This window comes from Candidatus Melainabacteria bacterium, from assembly GCA_016193285.1.
Lineage (GTDB): Bacteria > Cyanobacteriota > Vampirovibrionia > 2-02-FULL-35-15 > 2-02-FULL-35-15 > JACPSL01.
Map to the genome: position 1 here is coordinate 1 of JACPSL010000029.1, position 19,187 is coordinate 19,187.

At 31.5% G+C, this 19,187-nt stretch carries 20 protein-coding genes; 7 read left to right on the forward strand and 13 right to left on the reverse strand.

Annotation, left to right across the window (positions count from 1 at the left end):
- Window positions 1-410: 410 nt before the first annotated feature.
- From HYY52_06045 to HYY52_06090, 10 genes are all read right to left on the reverse strand, one after another.
- Window positions 411-716, reverse strand: coding sequence for a hypothetical protein (locus tag HYY52_06045; GenBank protein MBI2996252.1), 306 nt, complete (start codon window positions 714-716; stop codon window positions 411-413).
- The gene (locus tag HYY52_06050; protein ID MBI2996253.1) at window positions 713-1,681 is read right to left on the reverse strand and encodes a dihydroorotate dehydrogenase; all 969 of its coding nucleotides are present in this window, start codon (window positions 1,679-1,681) and stop codon (window positions 713-715) included. The genes HYY52_06045 and HYY52_06050 overlap by 4 nt, the downstream gene beginning before the upstream one ends.
- A complete protein-coding gene (rplQ, locus tag HYY52_06055; protein ID MBI2996254.1) occupies window positions 1,681-2,034 on the reverse strand; it encodes a 50S ribosomal protein L17 in 354 nt (117 codons plus the stop codon). Before rplQ ends, HYY52_06050 begins: the two co-directional genes overlap by 1 nt.
- A gap of 26 nt (window positions 2,035-2,060) precedes the next feature.
- Window positions 2,061-3,065, reverse strand: a complete 1,005-nt coding sequence (locus tag HYY52_06060) for a DNA-directed RNA polymerase subunit alpha (protein ID MBI2996255.1) — start codon at window positions 3,063-3,065, stop codon at window positions 2,061-2,063.
- 61 nt (window positions 3,066-3,126) lie between these two features.
- The gene (rpsK, locus tag HYY52_06065) at window positions 3,127-3,501 is read right to left on the reverse strand and encodes a 30S ribosomal protein S11 (GenBank protein MBI2996256.1); all 375 of its coding nucleotides are present in this window, start codon (window positions 3,499-3,501) and stop codon (window positions 3,127-3,129) included.
- Window positions 3,501-3,887: a 30S ribosomal protein S13 gene (gene rpsM, locus HYY52_06070; protein ID MBI2996257.1), complete on the reverse strand. Its 387-nt coding sequence runs from the start codon at window positions 3,885-3,887 to the stop codon at window positions 3,501-3,503. The genes rpsK and rpsM overlap by 1 nt, the downstream gene beginning before the upstream one ends.
- Before the next feature lie 133 nt (window positions 3,888-4,020).
- On the reverse strand, window positions 4,021-4,134 hold the full coding sequence (gene rpmJ / locus HYY52_06075; GenBank protein MBI2996258.1) for a 50S ribosomal protein L36: 114 nt from the start codon (window positions 4,132-4,134) through the stop codon (window positions 4,021-4,023).
- Window positions 4,135-4,148: 14 nt separating this feature from the next.
- Window positions 4,149-4,373, reverse strand: coding sequence for a translation initiation factor IF-1 (gene infA / locus HYY52_06080; GenBank protein MBI2996259.1), 225 nt, complete (start codon window positions 4,371-4,373; stop codon window positions 4,149-4,151).
- A gap of 7 nt (window positions 4,374-4,380) precedes the next feature.
- Window positions 4,381-5,169, reverse strand: coding sequence for a type I methionyl aminopeptidase (gene map / locus HYY52_06085; GenBank protein MBI2996260.1), 789 nt, complete (start codon window positions 5,167-5,169; stop codon window positions 4,381-4,383).
- Window positions 5,150-5,803: an adenylate kinase gene (locus HYY52_06090; GenBank protein MBI2996261.1), complete on the reverse strand. Its 654-nt coding sequence runs from the start codon at window positions 5,801-5,803 to the stop codon at window positions 5,150-5,152. Before HYY52_06090 ends, map begins: the two co-directional genes overlap by 20 nt.
- A gap of 398 nt (window positions 5,804-6,201) precedes the next feature.
- Between HYY52_06090 and HYY52_06095 the strand changes: the two genes are divergently transcribed.
- The 4 genes from HYY52_06095 (at window position 6,202) to HYY52_06110 (ending at window position 9,900) form a co-directional block, all read left to right on the forward strand.
- Window positions 6,202-6,954 carry a phosphate ABC transporter substrate-binding protein gene (locus tag HYY52_06095; GenBank protein ID MBI2996262.1) on the forward strand — a complete coding sequence of 251 codons (753 nt, stop codon included), beginning with the start codon at window positions 6,202-6,204 and terminating at the stop codon, window positions 6,952-6,954.
- Window positions 6,955-6,995: 41 nt separating this feature from the next.
- On the forward strand, window positions 6,996-8,141 hold the full coding sequence (locus HYY52_06100; protein MBI2996263.1) for a branched-chain amino acid ABC transporter substrate-binding protein: 1,146 nt from the start codon (window positions 6,996-6,998) through the stop codon (window positions 8,139-8,141).
- The gene (locus HYY52_06105; protein ID MBI2996264.1) at window positions 8,128-9,315 is read left to right on the forward strand and encodes a branched-chain amino acid ABC transporter substrate-binding protein; all 1,188 of its coding nucleotides are present in this window, start codon (window positions 8,128-8,130) and stop codon (window positions 9,313-9,315) included. The genes HYY52_06100 and HYY52_06105 overlap by 14 nt, the downstream gene beginning before the upstream one ends.
- A gap of 219 nt (window positions 9,316-9,534) precedes the next feature.
- Window positions 9,535-9,900, forward strand: coding sequence for a hypothetical protein (locus HYY52_06110; GenBank protein ID MBI2996265.1), 366 nt, complete (start codon window positions 9,535-9,537; stop codon window positions 9,898-9,900).
- On the opposite strand, the gene tnpA is transcribed toward HYY52_06110, so the two are convergent.
- Together tnpA and HYY52_06120 are read right to left on the reverse strand one after the other, a co-directional pair.
- Window positions 9,852-10,295, reverse strand: coding sequence for an IS200/IS605 family transposase (tnpA, locus tag HYY52_06115; GenBank protein ID MBI2996266.1), 444 nt, complete (start codon window positions 10,293-10,295; stop codon window positions 9,852-9,854). The genes HYY52_06110 and tnpA overlap by 49 nt on opposite strands.
- 175 nt (window positions 10,296-10,470) lie before the next feature.
- Entirely contained in the window at window positions 10,471-12,807 is a 2,337-nt protein-coding gene (locus HYY52_06120; protein MBI2996267.1) for a hypothetical protein, read from the reverse strand.
- A 5-nt stretch (window positions 12,808-12,812) separates the two neighbouring features.
- On the opposite strand from HYY52_06120, the gene HYY52_06125 reads away from it, so the two are divergent.
- Entirely contained in the window at window positions 12,813-15,119 is a 2,307-nt protein-coding gene (locus tag HYY52_06125) for a hypothetical protein (GenBank protein ID MBI2996268.1), read from the forward strand.
- Window positions 15,120-15,327: 208 nt separating this feature from the next.
- Window positions 15,328-17,433 (forward strand): hypothetical protein, encoded by a 2,106-nt coding sequence (locus HYY52_06130; GenBank protein ID MBI2996269.1) that lies wholly within the window; start codon window positions 15,328-15,330, stop codon window positions 17,431-17,433.
- Here the strand turns inward: HYY52_06130 and HYY52_06135 are convergent.
- Complete coding sequence (locus HYY52_06135) at window positions 17,428-18,033, reverse strand: acyltransferase (protein ID MBI2996270.1); 606 nt, start codon at window positions 18,031-18,033, stop codon at window positions 17,428-17,430. The genes HYY52_06130 and HYY52_06135 overlap by 6 nt on opposite strands.
- Before the next feature lie 58 nt (window positions 18,034-18,091).
- Between HYY52_06135 and HYY52_06140 the strand changes: the two genes are divergently transcribed.
- Window positions 18,092-19,183 (forward strand): radical SAM protein, encoded by a 1,092-nt coding sequence (locus HYY52_06140; GenBank protein MBI2996271.1) that lies wholly within the window; start codon window positions 18,092-18,094, stop codon window positions 19,181-19,183.
- Window positions 19,184-19,187 lie beyond the last annotated feature (4 nt).

Sequence of the window (19,187 nt, forward strand, 5' to 3'; positions counted from 1 at the left end):
CAAGAACATATGGCTAATCGTTATGTCAGATGTTATAAATCTATTTACACTAAACTTGAAATGAGAGTTGCTCACCTTGCTCATACATTCTCAAAGTGGATTAAGCTGCTTTTGAACTTAATTTTTCACAAGTCGTTCTAGCTTAATGTTGGTTAAGAAGCATATTATGTTCCTGTAGTTTTATCTAAGTTCTAGAGTTTTAAGTATACTTAAAACTTTTGTTATTAGAGTGGCATATTTTAAGTATGCTTAAAACTTTACTATGAAGGAATTGATCATTTGCATATAACTGATTTTCTTCTAAAAAATTCCTTGTGATGTTCTGATGGTTATTTCGTTAAATAGATAACCTGATTTATGAGAGAATCTTTTTCCTTTTGATGGATATTTTCATCAAGATAAAGTTTCATTTAAACCCTTATTCTCTTAATCCATGGGAATTCTTTAGGAGATGAGAGAAGTGTTTCAAGATCTTCATTTTCTTTTATTTCTTCATTTATCTCATCCTTATATTTTGAATAATAGCTTAATGCTGAGTTTAGCTGGGATTGTGTTATAGGATAAGCTTCAAGAATCTTTCTTACATTCTTATTGTAGTTTTTGTAAATCATAATAAGCTCCCACACATCAAGTCCTGTTCCACTAACTGAAGCCCTTCTTCCTGTAGGACTGTTTGTAAAGATTATTCCTGGAAAGTAAGACATTGATTCATTCACAATATATTAACCCCTTTTGCAAACGTTACCACTTTCTCTCTATGTGCAAGCCCTGTTAATTCACCTATAGAACTTAATTTATTCTTTTCTAAGTAATCCTGAAGTCCTTTAATTATTTCAATACTTGTCATTGGATTTACAAAATTTGCTGTGCCAATTTGTATACAACTGGCACCACAAAGCAAAAACTCAATAGCATCATCAGTAGTATGAATCCCTCCAATTCCAATTATGGGAGTGTTTGGAAATTTTTTGTATGTCTCCCAAATCATTCTAAGTGCAATTGGCTTTACTCCTGGCCCGCTATAACCACCTACCACTCTTGGAAGTGTCGGTTTTTTTGTCCATTTGTTAATAGCAAGACCAAGTACTGTATTAATTAATGATAGTCCATCAGAACCTGCATCAATACAAGCTTTTGCAATTTCTGTAATATCAGTGATATTTGGAGAAAGTTTTGCCCAGATAGGAATCTTTGTAATTTTTTTAATTTCACTTATAAGTAAAAAGGCCTTTTTTGAATCCTGACTAAAATCAAGACCACCTTCTACATTTGGACAAGAAAGATTTAATTCTATTGTAGAGACGTATGGCCATACGTCTCTACAATGTTGAATATGATCTATTACTTTAATATAGTCATCTAATGTTTCACCAACAACATTTAAAATTATTGTTGCATTTTGTTCTACTAAAAATGGCAAGTCATTTTTTAAGAAATGTTCAATTCCAGGATTTTGTAAACCAATAGAATTAAGCATGCCAAAGTTTCCAATCTCTACAACTCTAGGTGTTGGGTTACCATCTCTTGGCTCTATGCTAAGACTTTTAGTAACTATTCCACCAAGTTCGTTTAAATTAAAATAAGGAAGAAACTCACGTGCTGCAACACCACATGTACCAGATGCAAGAAGGACAGGGTTTTTTAACTTAACAGGTCCTGCATTTATAATAAGATTTGCCATTAACTAACCAATTGTAAAATTGCCGCAGGAGCAGCATCACCACGCCTTGGCAGTGTTTTAATTAATCTTGTGTATCCGCCTTTTTTAGTCTTAAAGTTACCAACAATCTCATTAAAAAGTTTTTTTACTACATCTTTTTCATACAAAAAAGCTGCTGCTTGACGTCTTGCATGCATATCTCCACGTTTTGCAAGAGAAATCAACCTTTCTATTTCACCTTGAACAGCTTTTGCTTTTCCAAGAGTAGTTTTTATCTCGCCTGTTTTAAAAAAAGAATTTGCAAGTGATCTTAACACTGCTTTTCTTTGATCAGCAGGCCTTGCTAATTTATTTCTTTTTCGTAAATGTCTCATTCTTCAGTTATGTCTATGTGTTCCTCTTATGTAGAAAATGCTTCACTTTCTGCACTACTTTCTTCAGGTAAGCCTGCTGGTATAGCTTCATCAGAAAGGTGTAAACCCATTGCATGTAATCTTTCTAAAACTTCATCTGCAGATTTTCTTCCGAAGTTTTTAATGTTCATTAGATCGTTATAAGACAAACTTAAGAGTTGACCAAGTGAGTTTATATTTGCTCTTTTTAAACAGTTATATGCTCTTACTGAAAGTTCAAGTTCTTCAATGCTTAGTTCTCTTCTTTGATCTATAACTTCTTCAACTTTTTGTGGTTCAACCTGCACTGGAATACTAATTAACTCACCTGAAAATTGTGCAATGGAAGCCATCTTTTCAATAAGTTTTGCAGCTGCTTGTCCAAGTGCTAAAGTTGGTTCAATACTTCCATTTGACCAGATTTCCATTATTACACGGTCAAAGTCAGCTCCTTCAGGCGTTCTTCCTGATTCAATTGAGTAAGTAACTTTTCTAATTGGCATAAATACAGAGTCTACTGGGATAAAGTCTATTGCTCTGTTTAGTGCTTTTTGTTTATCAGCTGGTACATAACCAACACCATTTTCAATGATAATTTCCATTTCAAGCTTGCCGTCTCCTGATAAGGTGGCAACTCCCCAGTCAGGGTTAATTATTTGTACGTCAGCTGGAAGTATAATATCTTTTGCATAAACTGCCTTTGGACCCTTGGCAGAAATTTTTAATGTTTGTGGTTGATCTGAGAATGACTTAATAACAAGGCCCTTTAAGTTTAGTGTTATATCAATTACATCTTCAACAACTCCTGGCACGCTAGAAAATTCATGCGTAATTCCTTCAATCCTAATTGCAGTTACAGCTGAACCTAGAGTACTTGACAATAGTACTCTTCTTAGAGAATTACCAATTGTTGTTCCAAATCCTCTGTCAAATGGTTCAATTAAAAACTTCCCATATAATGAACCATCATTGTTTGTTTTATTTTCCAGACATTTTACTTCTATCTTGCTCATTGTTTACTCCTTTTGAATTCCTTAATTAATTCTCAATTCTCAATTCTCAATTAATTCCAGATTATACTCTTCTCCTTTTTGGTGCCCTGCAACCATTATGTGGTATTGGAGTTACATCTCGTAAAAGTGTTACTCTTAAGCCTGCTGATTGAAGTGCTCTAATTGCTGTTTCTCTTCCTGCGCCAGGTCCACTTACTTCAACTTCTACTTGTCTCATTCCATTGTCAATAATTTTTCTTGCAACAGATATTGCTGCTTGTTGAGCTGCAAACGGCGTACCTTTTTTTGCACCTTTAAAACCACAAGCTCCTGCACTTGACCATGCTAAGGTACTACCCTGTAAATCAGTTGCAGTAACAATGGTGTTGTTAAAAGTAGACTGAATATGGATCCTTCCACTTGATACACTTTTCTTTTCCTTCTTTTTTGGTTTCATTATTTTGGATTAGGTGTTTGTTTCTTTCCTGCTACAGTCATTCTCTTTCTGCCTCTTCTAGTTCTAGCATTAGTTCTTGTTCTTTGGCCTCTAACTGGTAAACCCTTTCTATGTCTCATCCCTCTGTAACAATTTATTTCAATTAGCCTTTTTACATTAAGCCCTTCAATCCTTCTTAAATCACCTTCAACTTGGTAATTTTTTTCAATTTCTTCTCTCAATTTATTTATTTCAGCATCAGATAAATCTTTCATCCTTTTATTCTTATCTATTCCAGTTTTTTCTAAAATCTTATTGCTTAAAGATCTACCTATACCATAGAGATAGGTAAGTGAAATTTCTGCTCTTTTATTTTGTGGTAAATCAACTCCTGCAAATCGTGCCATAGTAATTTTTCTTTTAAATATTCTAATTTATAAATAAATGACAGAGTAAGAATTTTATCTTCTTTAAGCAATTACGACAAGTAGGTAGACAAAAGCAATTGCACGAAGCGTAGAGACGCAATTAATTGCGTCTCTACGCTTGCTTTTGTTTATGCTTTGGATTTTCACAAATAACTCTTACACGCCCTTTACGCTTAATAATTTTACACTTTGCACAAATTTTTTTTACCGATGCCCTATGCTTCATAGGTAACTCCTCATTTATCTTGTATCCTGAACCCTGTAAGTTATTCTTCCTCTCTTTAAGTCATATGGAGTAAGTTCAACTCTTACTTTATCACCAGGCAGTATTTTTATGAAGTTCTTTCTTATCTTGCCTGAGATATGAGCTAATACTAAATGACCATTTGCAAGCTCTACTCTAAACATTGCATTTGGCAATGACTCTTTAATTACACCTTCAAATTCAATTGCATCTTTAGGCATATGATAATTATAGCGTACTAGTTGTTATAAAAGGTCCTTCTTCTGTAATAAGAACTGTGTGTTCAAAATGTGCAGATAACTTATGATCCACAGTAACAATTGTCCAGTTATCTTTTAGTCTACGGACATCGTCAGACCCTAGATTAAACATTGGTTCAATACATAAAAGCATACCTACTTTTATTTCAGTATCTTGATTACTTGCAAAATATTCAGGCCAGTTTGGTATGAATGGCTCACTGTGATATTCAAATCCAATTCCATGCCCACCAAACATTCTAACTATTCCATACTTCTCACTAGTGGCAACCTTGTTTACTGCAGTTGAGATGTCCTTAATTGTTTTTCCAGCTCTACAAACTTCTATTCCTTTATACAGTGAAGCTTCTGTATCAGCTAAAAGTTTTAAAGCATTGTTACTTACTGGATTTACAGGAATAGTTTTAGCAGTATCCCCAACATAGTTCCATTCCTTGTTGTTAAACTTTTCTTTTACAGTAACTCCTATGTCCAAACTTATAACGTCACCTTCTTTCAAAATCTTTTCTTTACTTGGGATACCATGGACTACTTCATGATTTACAGATGTACATAAAGAAGCAGGAAAACCAAGATAACCTTTAAAGGTAGGTATTGCTCCATTAGATCTAATCCACTCTTCAACAATTTGATCAATTTCCCAAGTGCTCATCCCAGCTTTTATGGAGCAGCATGCTAAGTCAAGAGCTTCACATGCTAACTTGCCAGCTTTTTTAATGAGTTCATATTGATCTTTATCATAAATTGTTATTGGCATTTAATGCTTTCAATATTTCATTATAAACATCATTTGGATCTTTTGCACCATCTACATCAAGCAACTTCTCTTGATCTTTATAGTATTTTTCTAGTGGTGCAGTTTTGTTGTAATATTCACTTAGTCTTTCCTGTACAGATTCTTTTGTATCATCTTTTCTTTGATACAAAGGTGAATTACATAGGTCACATTTGTTTTCTATTTTTGGTTTTTTTGAAATTACGTTATAAATCTCTCCACAGGTTTTGTTAGAACACAGCCTTCTTGAGCTTAAACGTTTTATTAAAATTTCTTCTGGTGCTTGTAAATTTATTACAAAAGTAAGTTCAAGACTTAATTCATTAAGCAATTGATTTAATGCATTTGCTTGTGCTATTGTTCGTGGATAACCATCTAAAATAAATCCATTAAATGCTCTAACTTTTTCCCTTATGAGGTCAATGACTAATTGATCTGGAACTAATTTTCCTGCTTCAACAAATTCCTTTGCTTTTATTCCAAGTTCTGTTTGATTTTTAATTGCTTCACGGATTAAACTTCCTGTATCAATATGAGGAAGATTTAACCCTTGAGATATTTTTTTTGCTTGAGTGCCTTTCCCGGCTCCTGGGGCTCCAAGAAAGACTATATTTATGCTCTTTTTCATAAGTGTTTTGACAGAGATACATCTTATTTGATTTCTAATTAGAAGTCTAGTTTAATGTTAGTAATCGTAGTTTTGAAAATTGAAAAAGAGTTTTAAATGTTATAAAGCTGGCTGGGCTTACCTAAAGACTCCTCAGATCTTGAAGTTCGTGTTGCATAAAGAAGTTCATTTAAAGCTTTTAGCTAAAAGCTATTATAATGGAACTGATGAGAGACCAGAGACTAGAGACCAAAGACCATAGACCAAAGACCAGAGACCAGAAAAGAGTCTACAGTCTATGGTCTATAATCTTTTGTCTCCTTTTAATTCTCAATTCTCAATTCTCAATTCTCAATTCTAAGTCCTATGCCCGTGCTCCTCGCCTTGTAATAGTTGGCTCTACAACAATGCTTCCCTTATCAGAACACTTAGCTACAAAATACAGAAAAGATGTTGGTGCTGAAGTCTTAGTTCAAGGGGGAGGTTCAAGTGCTGGACCAATTGCAGTCTTAAATAATATTGCTCAGATTGCAGCAAGTTCAAGAAAGTTTACACAAGAAGAAGCAAATAATTTAAAAGTATTTGTAGTTGCACATGATGTTCTTGCAATTGTTATTCACCCTTCAAACCCAGTTAATAATATTTCAATGGAGCAACTGCGTGATATCTTATCAGGCAAAATTAAAAACTGGAAAGATCTTGGTGCTCCATTTGATAAGCCCATTCAATTAATCAATGATTCATCAGGCAACGGTACACGTGCAGCAATTGAAGAGCTTGTAATGGAGAAATCAAAAGAAAAAGGAATAAAAGGTACTCCCATCACATTAAAGTCAATTGTTTCAAATTCAAGTTCAGAAATGAAAGCTAACATTGCAATTTTTAAATATTCACTTGGCTATCTGCCTTTTAGTTATCTTGATACTACTGTTAAAACATTATCTATAGATAATGTTCCACCAACTTATGCAGCTGCATACAAGAAAAAATATCCTCTTTTTAGGGATCTTTACTATGCAATTAAAAAAGATTCTACTGACTTAGAGTTAGCATATATTTACTATGTGTTAAGCGAGGAAGGGCAGGATATAGTAGTTCAAGAAGGTTTTTTGCCAGTTAAATTGATAACATCAGTAGAAGAGTTAAATAAATTAGATTAGAATTAAAAAAACAAGCAGGTTAATTAGTAAAGGAAAAGATAATGAAAAAATATTTTGCAAGCTGTTTAATTTTCTTGATTTTATTTCTCCCAACAGGTTGTCTTAAACAAGATGTAATTGAAGATGTTTATAAAGTTGCAGTAGTTGCACCACTTACTGGTACTGATCCAGCTCTTGGAGAGTCAGTAATTAATGGAGCTGAGCTAGCAGTAAAGGAGGCTAACGAAGAAGGTGGAATTGAAAGGAAGAAATTAGTTTTAATAAAAGAAGATGATGGTGGCTTAGTAGGTGAAGGAGCTTTTTTTGCTTATCGTTTGACAAGAACTGATATGGTTCTTGGAGTAATTGGCCATCTTGACTCAGATATTTCTATTCCTGCTTCTGAATTTTATGCTCGTGCAATGATTCCACAAATAACTCCAGGTAGTACAAGCCCATATTTTACAGAGAGAAAAGCAGTAAATGGATATGTGTTCAGAACTATAGGGAGAGATGATACACAGGGTAAAATTCTTGCAGATTATATTATTAAAAATGGTTTTAAGAGAGTTGCAATATTACACAATGGCAGGGAATATGGTCGTAGTTTGGCGGGAGAATTAGCAAAGTCTTTAAAAGTAAATTCAAAGCCAGTCTTAAGACCTGAAATTGTTTTTTATAATAAAATTGAACGTGGGAAGAAAGATTATGGTGCACTTTTATCTCAAATTTCATTTGTAAAACCAGATATAGTTTTTCTTGCAGGAGAGTATAACGATGCAGGATATTTGGTAAAAGATTTTTCTAAGTATGGTTTAACAAGTACAAAGTTTATTGGTGGCGATGGTGTTTATCACAATGAGTTTATTCAAATTGGTGGAAAAAGGACAGAAGGTGCAGTTGTAATATCAGCTCCACCCATTGTAAATAAAGAGTTTGTTACAAAATATAAAAAACATTTTCAACATGAACCAACTGGCTATTCAGCAAACACTTATGATGCTACAAATATTTTAATAAGTGCAATTAGAAAAGTAAAGGAAAAAAGTCCAGAAAAAATTGCAATGGAAGTTGCAAAAACAAATCATTTTAATGGTGTAACAGGAGTAATTACATTTGACAAAAATGGTGATTTAACTACAAAAGGATTTGTTTTAAATAAGGTAGTAAATGGAAAGTTTGAGGTGATTGAAAATGGAAACACGTAGAACAAGACCACAGACTATAGACTATAGACAAGGGGCCATAAAAAGGTCTATGGTCTATGGTCTATGGTCTATAGTCTTTCTCCTAGTGGGTTGCAGCAAATCACCAACTGTTAGTCAGTCATTAAGCAAAAATGATGACACTTACAAAATAGCAGTTGCAGCCCCTCAATTTGGTCCATATAAAGCATTAGGTTTGTCTATAGTTCATGGCGCAGAACTTGCCGTTGACTTAATTAATCAAAGTGACGGCATTGGTGGTAAGAAAATTGAGTTAGTTAATGTTGATGATGGAGGATTAGCTGGTGAAGCTACTCTAAGAGCAAGAAGTTTAGTTGATCAAATGGTCTTAGGTGTAATTGGACATTTAAATTCAGACATATCAATTCCAGCTTCTGAGGTTTATTCAAAAGCAATGATCCCTGAAATTTCTCCTGCTTCAACAAGCCCTCTTTTTACTGAAAGAAAACCAGTAAGAGGATATGTTTTTAGAACAATTGGCAGAGATGACAAGCAAGGCAAGGTGTCAGCAAGTTTTGTACTTGAAAAAGGTTATAAAAAAATTGCTGTTCTGTATAACAATAGAAGTTATGGACAAAGTCTTGCATCTGAGTTTGTAAAAGAAATAAACTCAAATCCTAAGGATGCAGAAATTGTTTTTTATGAAACTTATAAAGTTGATACAAAAAATTATGCGAAAGAAATTAATTCTATAAAAAGTAAATCTCCAAATCTTGTATTTTTTGTAGGTGAATATGGTGATGCAGCTAAGTTTCTTAAGCAAATGAAAAACTTAGGACTTAGTGTAGCTTTTCTTGGCAGTGAAGGAGTATTTGATCAAGAGTTTATAGAAGCTGCAAAAAATGCAAGTGAGGGAGCTTTAGTTATTTCTCTTAAGCCAGTTATAGACAAAGACTTTCTAGAAAGTTACAAGAAGAAATTCAACAAAGAACTTGGTGCTTATTCTGCAAACTCTTTTGACGCAACAAATATCTTAGTCTCAGCAATAAAAAAAGTAAAAGAAAAGAACCCAGAAAAAATTGCAAGTGTAATTAAAGAAACAAAAGATTATCCAGGCTTAAGCGGCAAAATTTCATTTGATGCAAATGGTGATTTATTAAATCCTGCATTTTCTATATACCAAGTAAAAAATGGAATGTTTATGGCTATTAAATAATATTTTCTAGCCCGTAAACTAAATGATCTAATCCCATAACTTTTTTAATGGCCATTAATGCAAGTTTGAAACTTTACAATAGGGTAAAGTAGTGATTTTGTGAAAATAGGGCAAAATAAAGTGGTTTAAGTTCTAAAAAGTGAAAAAACCGGTAGGCCCACGAATTGTTGTATCTTGCATAAAGAGTACATCTTGTAGATTATTAAAGCATATTTGCTGATGCACATCAAGATAAAAAAACGAACGAATAAGAATGGAACTGTAGTTGAATATGTTCAACTGATCGAATCATATGTTAGTAAAGAAGGTAAACGCAAACATAGAGTGTGTTTTTCTGTAGGTAGAAAAGATGATCCTAAACTCCAAGAGAAAATTGAGAAGGCTACTTTTAAACTTGCAAAACTTGGAAATATTACAAGCTTAGTAAACCTAAATGAAGAACTTGCTCATGTATGGTCAAAGAGTGTAGGTCCATGTTTAGTTTTTAGAAAACTATGGCATGATTTGGATTTTAACGTAATTTTTGAAGGTGAATATCATGAAGAAATTTTTATGATGGTGGTAAGTAGATACCCACGTCCGTAAGGACGTGGCACTTTGAACAGTTTCAGCTGATATTCTCCTTTATCAATTTCTTCCTGATTCTCTACATATTTCCTTATTTCTTCCTCATCCATTCCCACTGTCGACGAAAAAAATCCGGGCGACCAAAATACTCCTTCTTCCCAATATACTCTCCGTATACTTCTTACTTCTCTCCTGATTTTTCTCCCGCTATTCTGTTTCATCTTTCCTATAATTTCTGATACTGCATATCTCGGTGGTATTTCTACAATCAAATGCACATGATCTGGTTGCATATTCATTTGTACAACATGAACATCCGGATGATAATTGCTTACTTCTTTTATATATTTCTCAGCTAATACTTTGACTTCATCTACAAGAACTTTTTTCCTATACTTCGGTATCCACACCACAGGATATTGGTACCTATATGCTCCATGTGAACTTAGTTTTATTTCCACTCATATATTTTACAATTTTACGTCTTTGGGCAGCATTCCCCCACGTCCTCACGGACGTGGTCCTCTGCTGTCACTGATAGAAGAGAATCAGGTCGTTTTGCTCAATCAGTCTTCAAACTTGCGATAATCACATATACATAAGTTTAATTCCTGTATTGCTCTCTGTTTGTTTAAGAATATCTTCTTTCATTGCATCTACAAAAGGTTTATAGTTTTTAAATGCAGGATCCATTTTAATCTGCCTTTTTAGAAATGAAGTGGCTTCTTTTTCAGACTTAAACAAACAAATTACTTTCTCTCTTCTTGAATCAACGACAGGAATCAAATCATCGCTTAAATAATTAAAAAATGTCCAGTATGTTTTCCTTGAGTTTGTTTTTATATACTTTTCAAGATTATTAAATTCATAAAGCCCAAGCTGAGCTCCAATGGAATTTGTAACTCTTAAAACTTCTTTTAAAAATCCTCCTTGTATAAGAGAATTTAAAGCATCTGAATTTATTACAGATGCTGTAGACCCTTCTAAAAGCAACCATCTAATACTTAATTCCTTAATTAAATAAGGATCAAGTGTTTTAAGCAATGTAATATAGGTAATCTTTCTAGGCAAACTTGAACCCCTAATTGCTGAATAACAAGGTATCCCCACAAAATCAAAAGGAAGAGGATAAGATGAGAGTCCATAGTCATTTACTTTTGAGTTAGCAGTCAAATAGTCTGATATTTTTTTATCTGAATCATCTAAAATAACATTTTTTTTAATTAAAGTAATAGCACTATTTAAGTTCTCTACAAAAGCTGACAGGTTTCTATTTTGTATAAGTTCACTAATTTGAGAATTCATTAGAGATATATATGCATAGTTTAAATATATAGAAGGAGAAAAGATACCACTTAAAACAAGCTTCAAAATACAAGGTAAGATTACCACCACTAGAGTAAAGTTAATCACACTTCTAAAATACAAAGTAGAAAGTTTGTCTTTTAACATAAATAACCAAAAAGAAAACAAAAGACTTAAAATTTCAAATCCTGGATGAAACAATCTCAAAACATCTGGTGGAGATGTTTTCATGTAAAGCACAAAAGGACTTATAAAAGAAATAAATAAAAAGCTGATTATAAAATATAAGAACTTAAATTTGTTTCTTAGTAGCCAAAGAATAACAAACAACAAAAAAATAAATTGCAACCCAAATTCACTAAGAAAATCCCATGAAAGCAAATTAATATTTCTATGTTCATTAAGATTACCAAATCTTCCAAAAGTCTCTACAGATAAAAAACTAGGATTTATTGAAAGTTCTAAAAAACCTGGAATAAAAGTATAGCCTTGGTTTAAAATTCTATATGCAATTCCATTTAAAACAATTATTGAGGTAAAAATTATAAGACAACTAAAGTGCTTAGCAAAAATGTTTTTCTTATTTACACCTTTATTCAAGAGTAGATAAAAGAAAAAAGAAGGTACTAATGCTAAAAGAAAAATATACAAAATCCATTCAGCAGTATGAAATAACGCTAGTGACACAATAAAAATTAAGATTAAATATCTTTTTAAAAATCTATTTTCATCAAGAAACACGAGAAATAAAAATAAGAGCAATAAAAAATACGGCAGTCCAATAGCCATAGAAGCAAATAAAACACCGCCACTTCCTACGTCATTAATCATGCTCCCATGTAATCCAAGTGAACAAAGAGCTTGAAACAAGCTCCAGTTTTGATCCACAGGAAAAAGCTTTAGTAAAAATCTAACTAAAGCATCAAGCCAAAGCAAATTTCCTGAAAAATAAAAAAACAACGCTCCAAAAAGCGAGCATAAAAAATTATTCTTTCTTAATTCTAAAGAAGTATGCTCTAAATGACTTAGAAAGAAATTTGATATTGCAAAAGACGATAAAAAGACCACTAGTGAAGATACAAGGACAATTAATCTAAAAGAGTCAACAACACTAATTTTTGTCAACTTAACAATAGCCGCGCTTAATAAATCAAACCCATAGTGATAAGGAATAAATAAAGATGGCCAATTAGAAACACCTTGAGGAAATTTATCTGAGTTTACAAAATAACTTGCAATAGATATATGAAACTTAAAATCCAAAACAACCCACTTTTCAGAAATTAAGTACGTAAAAAAGAAAATAAACAATAAAATTGAAAATAAAATTGAAAGTTGAATTCTATTAAATGGATTTTCAAATCTGAAAAATACTTTTTGAGATCGCAAAATAAGAAAGATTGAACTTAAAAATAGCCACAATATTGCAACAACACTACCTTTAAATATTCCTAAAAAATAAGCTAGTCCATAAAGTAATACTAAAAAAGAAGAAAGCCCAAACACAAAAGAAAATGGTATTAAATAAACAATTGACCTAATATTTAACAGTGACTTAAGAACACTTAGACCAAAAAGAGCTATTATTAAAAAGAATGCCACAATTAACAGAATAAGCATAAACAATGATTATATCAGTGTGTTTAGTAGTAGTCTTTTTTCTTATTTGTACTCTATTTGGTTTTTTATTCTTAAATAAAATCACAAATATTAAATCGCTCTTATTTTTAATTCCATTTTCAGTAATTGTTGGATTTTCCTTCTTCGTATTTATTTGTCACTTATCGTCTTTTATTATTGGACCCAGGAATTCACCTTTCTTAGCATTAACACTCTTACTTATCTCAACAGTTATAATTCATATCATTAACCCAAGATCAAAGCTATTTGATCTAGCGTTTTCTGGAAATAAATTTGCTTTTTTGGTTTTTGTCTCTGCAGGAATATCAGCAGGCACTCTTTTTTCAGCATACAAATTTGGAGTATTCGATGACAGCTGGCACATTCCACTAGCAGAAAGTATTTTTCAAAACAATATATATCCTCCAAGAGATTTTCTTAGACCAGATTATCCACTTGCTTATCATTTCGGAGGTGATTTGTTGGCAGGTTCTATAAAAAAAACTTGCAAACTTAATATCTATAACTCGTTCGAACTTATAGCTGGAATATTTAGCGGTGTTACTTTCTTGAGCTTATTTACTTTAAGCTTTGGTATTGTAAAAAATTACAATGTTGCACTTCTAACATCGTTCTGTAGCTTCTTTGGTGGCAGTTTAACTTGGCTATATGAAACTATAAAATATATCCTAACTAATCACAAAGAATCATTTCTGCAATATTTTCTAAACAGAGCAATTCATGGAACAATTATAGATGCTCCTTCTTTATTAAGCTTTTCCTCAAGTGCTAGTATTGGAATCCCGGTTTTAATTTTGTGTTTTTATCTCTATATAAAACTATATGAACCTGCTAACTTAAAAAGAGAGGCTACTTTAATAAGCACTATAGTTATCTTGCTATTTTCGCTAAGTCTTTTTGCCGGTTGGCTTAGCTTAACTTTTTTAATTTCATCATTTGCTTTCTGGATTATATTCATTATGACTAGTCAAGACCCTTCATTCAATATTTCTAAAAAAGTAATCGTAACCTTAGTTGCATTTTTTATCCTTAATACATTCTTTGGAAATCAAATGTATTCACATGAGCATTTTCTAGGCAGAGCAAATATATTCAACATGACATTCAAAAGTATCCCATTTACTATAACCGCCTGGGATTTAAATTCTAAGGATAATTTTACTCACGTAATCTCAGTTCTTAATTTCAAGTTTATTTCTGCCTTTGGAGTTAGTTTACTTTTAATACCTCTTATATGCATTTACTTAAGAATACACAAAGATGAGCTATCTAAATTGCTTATTATCGCTTCTGCTCTAACAATGCCTCTCCCACTCTTACTTGAATTTAAATTAAATCCTGTAGACTTTAACAGATTGTTTGTATTTGGAAATATAATGCTGGTTTTAATTGGAACAATTGCTCTATGTAAAATCATAAATATTCATAAAAATAAAATTTTAATTTTGATGTATGCAGGATTTATGTGTTTATCATCTATTCTAGGACTTATTCTTGGAACTCTATATTCTCCCAAACTATATTTAGATACACAATTTACCCAAAATGCTTTAAAAAAATTATCAAGTTCAAATTCGTTAACAGATTTCATAAAAAAATCAATTAGCGTAAATAAAGATGCCCTTAAAGTAAAATACTACTTTATAAACAAGTATAAAAAAGAAACTGACTTTTTTAAGCAAAACGGGGATTCAGGTGATGTAGCCATAAGCAGCATACCTGGCATCTCTATATATTCTGGTGTTTACACCCTTATACCATCAATGATGTACGGACTTAAAGGCCAAATATATTCTAGCTTTGACAATATCTACTCAACAATTATTTCTACACTTGATCCACATTTATTACATGAATTAAACGTAAAATGGATAGGATTTGATGAACTTTCAAAAAGCAAACTCTCTAAAGAAACATTTGACCTTTTAAGTAACAATAAGATTTTTATGCCTGTATATAAAAATAAAATAAGACCTGAAGAAAACACAGAACTGTTTTATGAAATATATCATGTCGAAGATCTACAACCATATATAGAAGCTACCTCGAGAAAAACAGGATGGATTTTGGTAAACAAAGATGGTTCTCCTATTGAAATAATTAAAAATATTGACCCCAATATAAGTCTGTTTTCTACAGAAAAAAAAGCCTTAGCATATCTAAAGGAAATTCACCAAAAATATCCTAAAACTAATAATGAGCTAATTACTGCACAACCTATAGTTATAAGTATTACTGAGCAACAACTAAAAGAAAATATGCTTTCAATAAACCTTGAAATGAAAAGTTAAAATGATTTCATTAATTAAATTTCTTCTGTTTTTATTTCCTATTGTAAGTTTTGGCTTTATTTTACTAAACAGAATTCTTAGGATTAACTCATTACTTCTATTAATCCCGTTTTCAATATCTGCTGGGATTTCTATGTATATTTTCACTCTCCATTTATTATCTTATTTCACAAGCCCTAGAGAAGGTTCAATTGTTTCTTTATTACTTATGCTTCTTTCTTCGATTGCATTACTTTTTACACAAAAGAATAAGCCTGAATTAGGAATCAAATCAAAAGAGTTTCTAACTTTACTTATAATTGCATTAACTATTTCAATACTTTCATTTTTAGCCATCTACAGATTTGGAACATTTGATAAAGAATTTCATATATCACTAGCAACCTCAATTTTCCATAACAATGTCTATCCGCTAAGAGATATTTACAGACCTGATTACATACTTCTCTATCATTACGGAGGTGACCTCTTTAATGGAGCAATTAACTACATTTGTAAAATAAATATTTTCAGGTGTTATGAATTCACTTCTTCTATATTAAGTGCCACAACCTTTTTAAGTTTATTTTCTTTAGCTTGGTTATTATTAAAAGACTTCAAGTCTTCTCTTTTTTGTAGTTTTTGTACTTACTTTGGAGGAGGGCTCTTGTGGCTAGACTCCATAGCCCGATACCTATTAAAGCTGTTGCCTGACTTCGCTAAAGACTGGAGCCTGTTTGAAACATTTTTTAATATTGGGATTCATGGTGGTATTATAGATGCTCCATCACTTACTACTTTTTTATCAACCTTTGGGTTTGGGAATCCAATCCTTATATTGTCACTTGTGATTTTTTTTAGGATTTATGAACTTAAATCAACAAGAGAAATAATAAGCCATTTTATATTTTTAATTGTGTTTTTACTAGCTCTTTTTTTAACAGCAGAATGGCTCTGTGTAACCTTTTGTAGTGGAATACTTTGTTTCTCATTAATCAGATTAATAAAAAAAGATAAGAAAATCGTTTTGTTATCCTTTATACTACTTTTAATGTCTTGGATTCTAATAAAAACATTGGGAAATCCATTATTCCTTCAAGATGAAATTCAAAGACTTGGGCGAGCTAATATCTTTGATGTTAGTTTTAAAAGTCAACCATTTTCTATACTAAGCTGGGGAAGATTATCGACTCAATTAATGAACTATCAACAAGTTAATTTTTTCTCATGGGAATTTATTTCTGAATTTGGACTTAGTTTCATCCTTCTCCCACTTGCTTTAATCTACTTATTTAAAACTAAGAATAAATTTGCTATTTTACTCTTCTCATGTGCTACTACTACTATGCCATTACCTTTAGTACTTGACTTTAAAGCTAACCCGATAGATTTAAATAGACTGTTTTGTTTTGGTAATTCAATAATAATATTATTAATTTGCTGTTGCATTGTAACAGTATTTCAACACTTAATAAAGAACGAGCTGTTTATTCTTACATATTCAACAGCATTTTGCCTTTCACCACTTGCAGGATTATTTAGTGCAACAATTTTTACTCCTTTTGTATACTCTGATAAAATTTTTACACAAGAACTTTTTAGCAATCTAGAAACAGTTAATTCTGTAGATGAACTAAGAGAATTATTCAAGCAACTTAATACTCATGTACTTAATTATAAGTACAAGCCATTTAATGAATACAAAGAAGAGCTTAGCTTTTTAAAGTCAAATAGCAAACCACTTGATGTAGCAATATCCAGTTTTACAGATCTGCCAATTTACAGTGGGATATACTCTCTAATCCCAGCAGGAAAATGGCTTTATAAGGACATCGTATATTCATCTTATGACAGTATTTATTTAACAGTTATTACTACTCTAGATCCACACTTACTTCATGAATTAAATATCAAGTGGCTAGTCTTAAGCACAAATTCAAAAAATGCCCTCTCTTTAGAAACAAAAGAACTCTTAAATAATTCTCAAATATTTAATCTTGTATTTATTGGAAGAGAAAAATCTTCAGGCCAAAAATATGAAATATATCATACCAATGATTTAACAAAATATACCAATGAAGTTAAAAGAAAAACAGCTTGGATATTAGTTAACAAATATGGCCAACCAATAGAAATTAGCGAACAAATTAGAACTTACCTCTCTTTATTTCCAAGTTCTAAAGATGCACTATTTGAATTAAAAGCACTACGTAAAATAAAACCAGAACTAAAAAAACAATTAATAACCGCTCAAGCAATAATAATACAAAATCTTGAAGATCAAATTAAGCAAAGTAATTTAAATATTGTCTTAAACAAAAAATTTGACTCATAGTACACTAAGTTTTACTTTTTCTGTAGCATTCAAAATTTCTGATTTGCTATCACGTGTAGCTATAACTCTTGCAGGAACCCCTACAACTATTGTATTTTCAGGCACATCTTTAGTTACAACACTTCCAGCACCAATAACTGCACCTTGATTAATTGTTACATTGCCTAAAATAACAACATTACATCCTATAAAAACATTATCTTTTACTATAATTGGTTTTTTAATTAAGCCTTGATATCTAATTGGTTTTGATAAATCACTAAAATCATGATCATGAGAGTAAAACATACTGTTTGCACCAACAAGTACCATATCACCGATTGTTACTCCTCCATAGCCATTTAAATAAACATATTCACTAATTACACTTTTTCCTACAGAAATATTTTCAGGAAAGTGAAATGTAATCCCTTCCCTTATCCAAAAAGTACTTAACTTTTTTAAAAAGAATTTCAAGAAGATAAATCTAAGAATATCCCCAATTGGTGTTGGAAGATATTTAAACAAGCCATATAAAGTTAAAAACAGATACCTTTTTAACAAGCTAGTTATACTTCCATTAAACACATTTTTAAAATCAGTTAAAAAATCTTTTATCATATTTACATTTCCAAGTATTGATCATTGTACACTTTTGCAATAATATAGAATATTATTCGTGATTACATACTTAAAAAATTTAAAAGAAAAAGTTAATAGGCAGGTTGGCTCAGATGTATTTAAGAGAGTAGTTCAATACCAAGGAGCAAAAGGGCTTGTTAATCTTGTTAATGTATCTGTTAATGCCATACAAGAAAGACATCCTCCAAGATTAAATTATCTGCCTCCATGTTTATTTGTAGAGATTACAAACAGATGTAATCTTGCATGTCCTACTTGTCTATTAGGAACTGAGCAAGCTTATAACGGCTATAACAAATCAGATATAGCTTTTGAACAATTTAAAAATATTATTGATCAAATTCCTTCACTTGTTTATGTGACTTTGCAAGGTGTAGGCGAACCTCTCTTAAATAAAGACATAGTTAAAATGATTGCTTATTGTAGTCAAAGAGGTATATCAACATACATAAACACAAATGGCACAGTACTTACTGAAACAAAATCAAAAGAACTAATAGAAGCACGATTATCAAATCTGTCTATTTCAGTAAACAGCTTTGATGAAAAAGTTTTTGCTGAAACACGTTCAGGTGCTTCAATTAAAAAAATATCTGAAAATATTAAAAAGTTTATTCAAATAAAGCAAGTTAAAAACACAAAAAAACCAATTGTTTCATTTAGAGCAATTTTAATGAAAGAAACTGAACCTTATATGGAAGATCTTATTTACAAATCAGATGAGCTTGGTGTTGATGTCCTCTATATACAACTTTTTATGAGTATCATTGCAGATAAAAATCTAATGGAATCATCTTTAAGTCCTTCTGAAATAGAAGAATTTTCAAAAAAGCTTGAGACATGGAAGAAAAAAGTAAAGTTACAAATTATCACTGAAAGTTTTGGAAAGTCATCAAATAATCTTGGTCAGTGTAATCTGCCATGGTTTAGCCCAAATGTTACTGCAGAAGGTTTTGTAACACCATGTTGTACTATAAGTAATCCAAACATTATAAATATGGGAAATATTTTTAATACACCTTTTGAACAAATATGGAACTCTGAAAAGTTTGTTAATTTTAGAGCTAATTTTTATGATAAACAACCAAAGGAATGTGTAGGATGCCATAATTACAAAGTTAAGAAATAGCAAG

Excerpts from the sequence above, each read along its gene's own strand:
- HYY52_06120 (MBI2996267.1), bottom strand. The coding sequence starts at position 12,807 with ATGCTTATTCTGTTAATTGTGGCATTCTTTTTAATAATAGCTCTTTTT.
- HYY52_06060 (MBI2996255.1), bottom strand. The coding sequence starts at position 3,065 with ATGAGCAAGATAGAAGTAAAATGTCTGGAAAATAAAACAAACAATGAT.
- HYY52_06105 (MBI2996264.1), top strand. The coding sequence starts at position 8,128 with ATGGAAACACGTAGAACAAGACCACAGACTATAGACTATAGACAAGGG.
- map (MBI2996260.1), bottom strand. The coding sequence starts at position 5,169 with ATGCCAATAACAATTTATGATAAAGATCAATATGAACTCATTAAAAAA.
- HYY52_06110 (MBI2996265.1), top strand. The coding sequence starts at position 9,535 with ATGCACATCAAGATAAAAAAACGAACGAATAAGAATGGAACTGTAGTT.
- HYY52_06135 (MBI2996270.1), bottom strand. The coding sequence starts at position 18,033 with ATGATAAAAGATTTTTTAACTGATTTTAAAAATGTGTTTAATGGAAGT.
- HYY52_06095 (MBI2996262.1), top strand. The coding sequence starts at position 6,202 with ATGCTTCCCTTATCAGAACACTTAGCTACAAAATACAGAAAAGATGTT.
- HYY52_06125 (MBI2996268.1), top strand. The coding sequence starts at position 12,813 with ATGATTATATCAGTGTGTTTAGTAGTAGTCTTTTTTCTTATTTGTACT.
- rpsM (MBI2996257.1), bottom strand. The coding sequence starts at position 3,887 with ATGGCACGATTTGCAGGAGTTGATTTACCACAAAATAAAAGAGCAGAA.
- rplQ (MBI2996254.1), bottom strand. The coding sequence starts at position 2,034 with ATGAGACATTTACGAAAAAGAAATAAATTAGCAAGGCCTGCTGATCAA.
- HYY52_06050 (MBI2996253.1), bottom strand. The coding sequence starts at position 1,681 with ATGGCAAATCTTATTATAAATGCAGGACCTGTTAAGTTAAAAAACCCT.
- HYY52_06130 (MBI2996269.1), top strand. The coding sequence starts at position 15,328 with ATGCTTCTTTCTTCGATTGCATTACTTTTTACACAAAAGAATAAGCCT.
- rpsK (MBI2996256.1), bottom strand. The coding sequence starts at position 3,501 with ATGAAACCAAAAAAGAAGGAAAAGAAAAGTGTATCAAGTGGAAGGATC.
- rpmJ (MBI2996258.1), bottom strand. The coding sequence starts at position 4,134 with ATGAAGCATAGGGCATCGGTAAAAAAAATTTGTGCAAAGTGTAAAATT.
- HYY52_06100 (MBI2996263.1), top strand. The coding sequence starts at position 6,996 with ATGAAAAAATATTTTGCAAGCTGTTTAATTTTCTTGATTTTATTTCTC.
- infA (MBI2996259.1), bottom strand. The coding sequence starts at position 4,373 with ATGCCTAAAGATGCAATTGAATTTGAAGGTGTAATTAAAGAGTCATTG.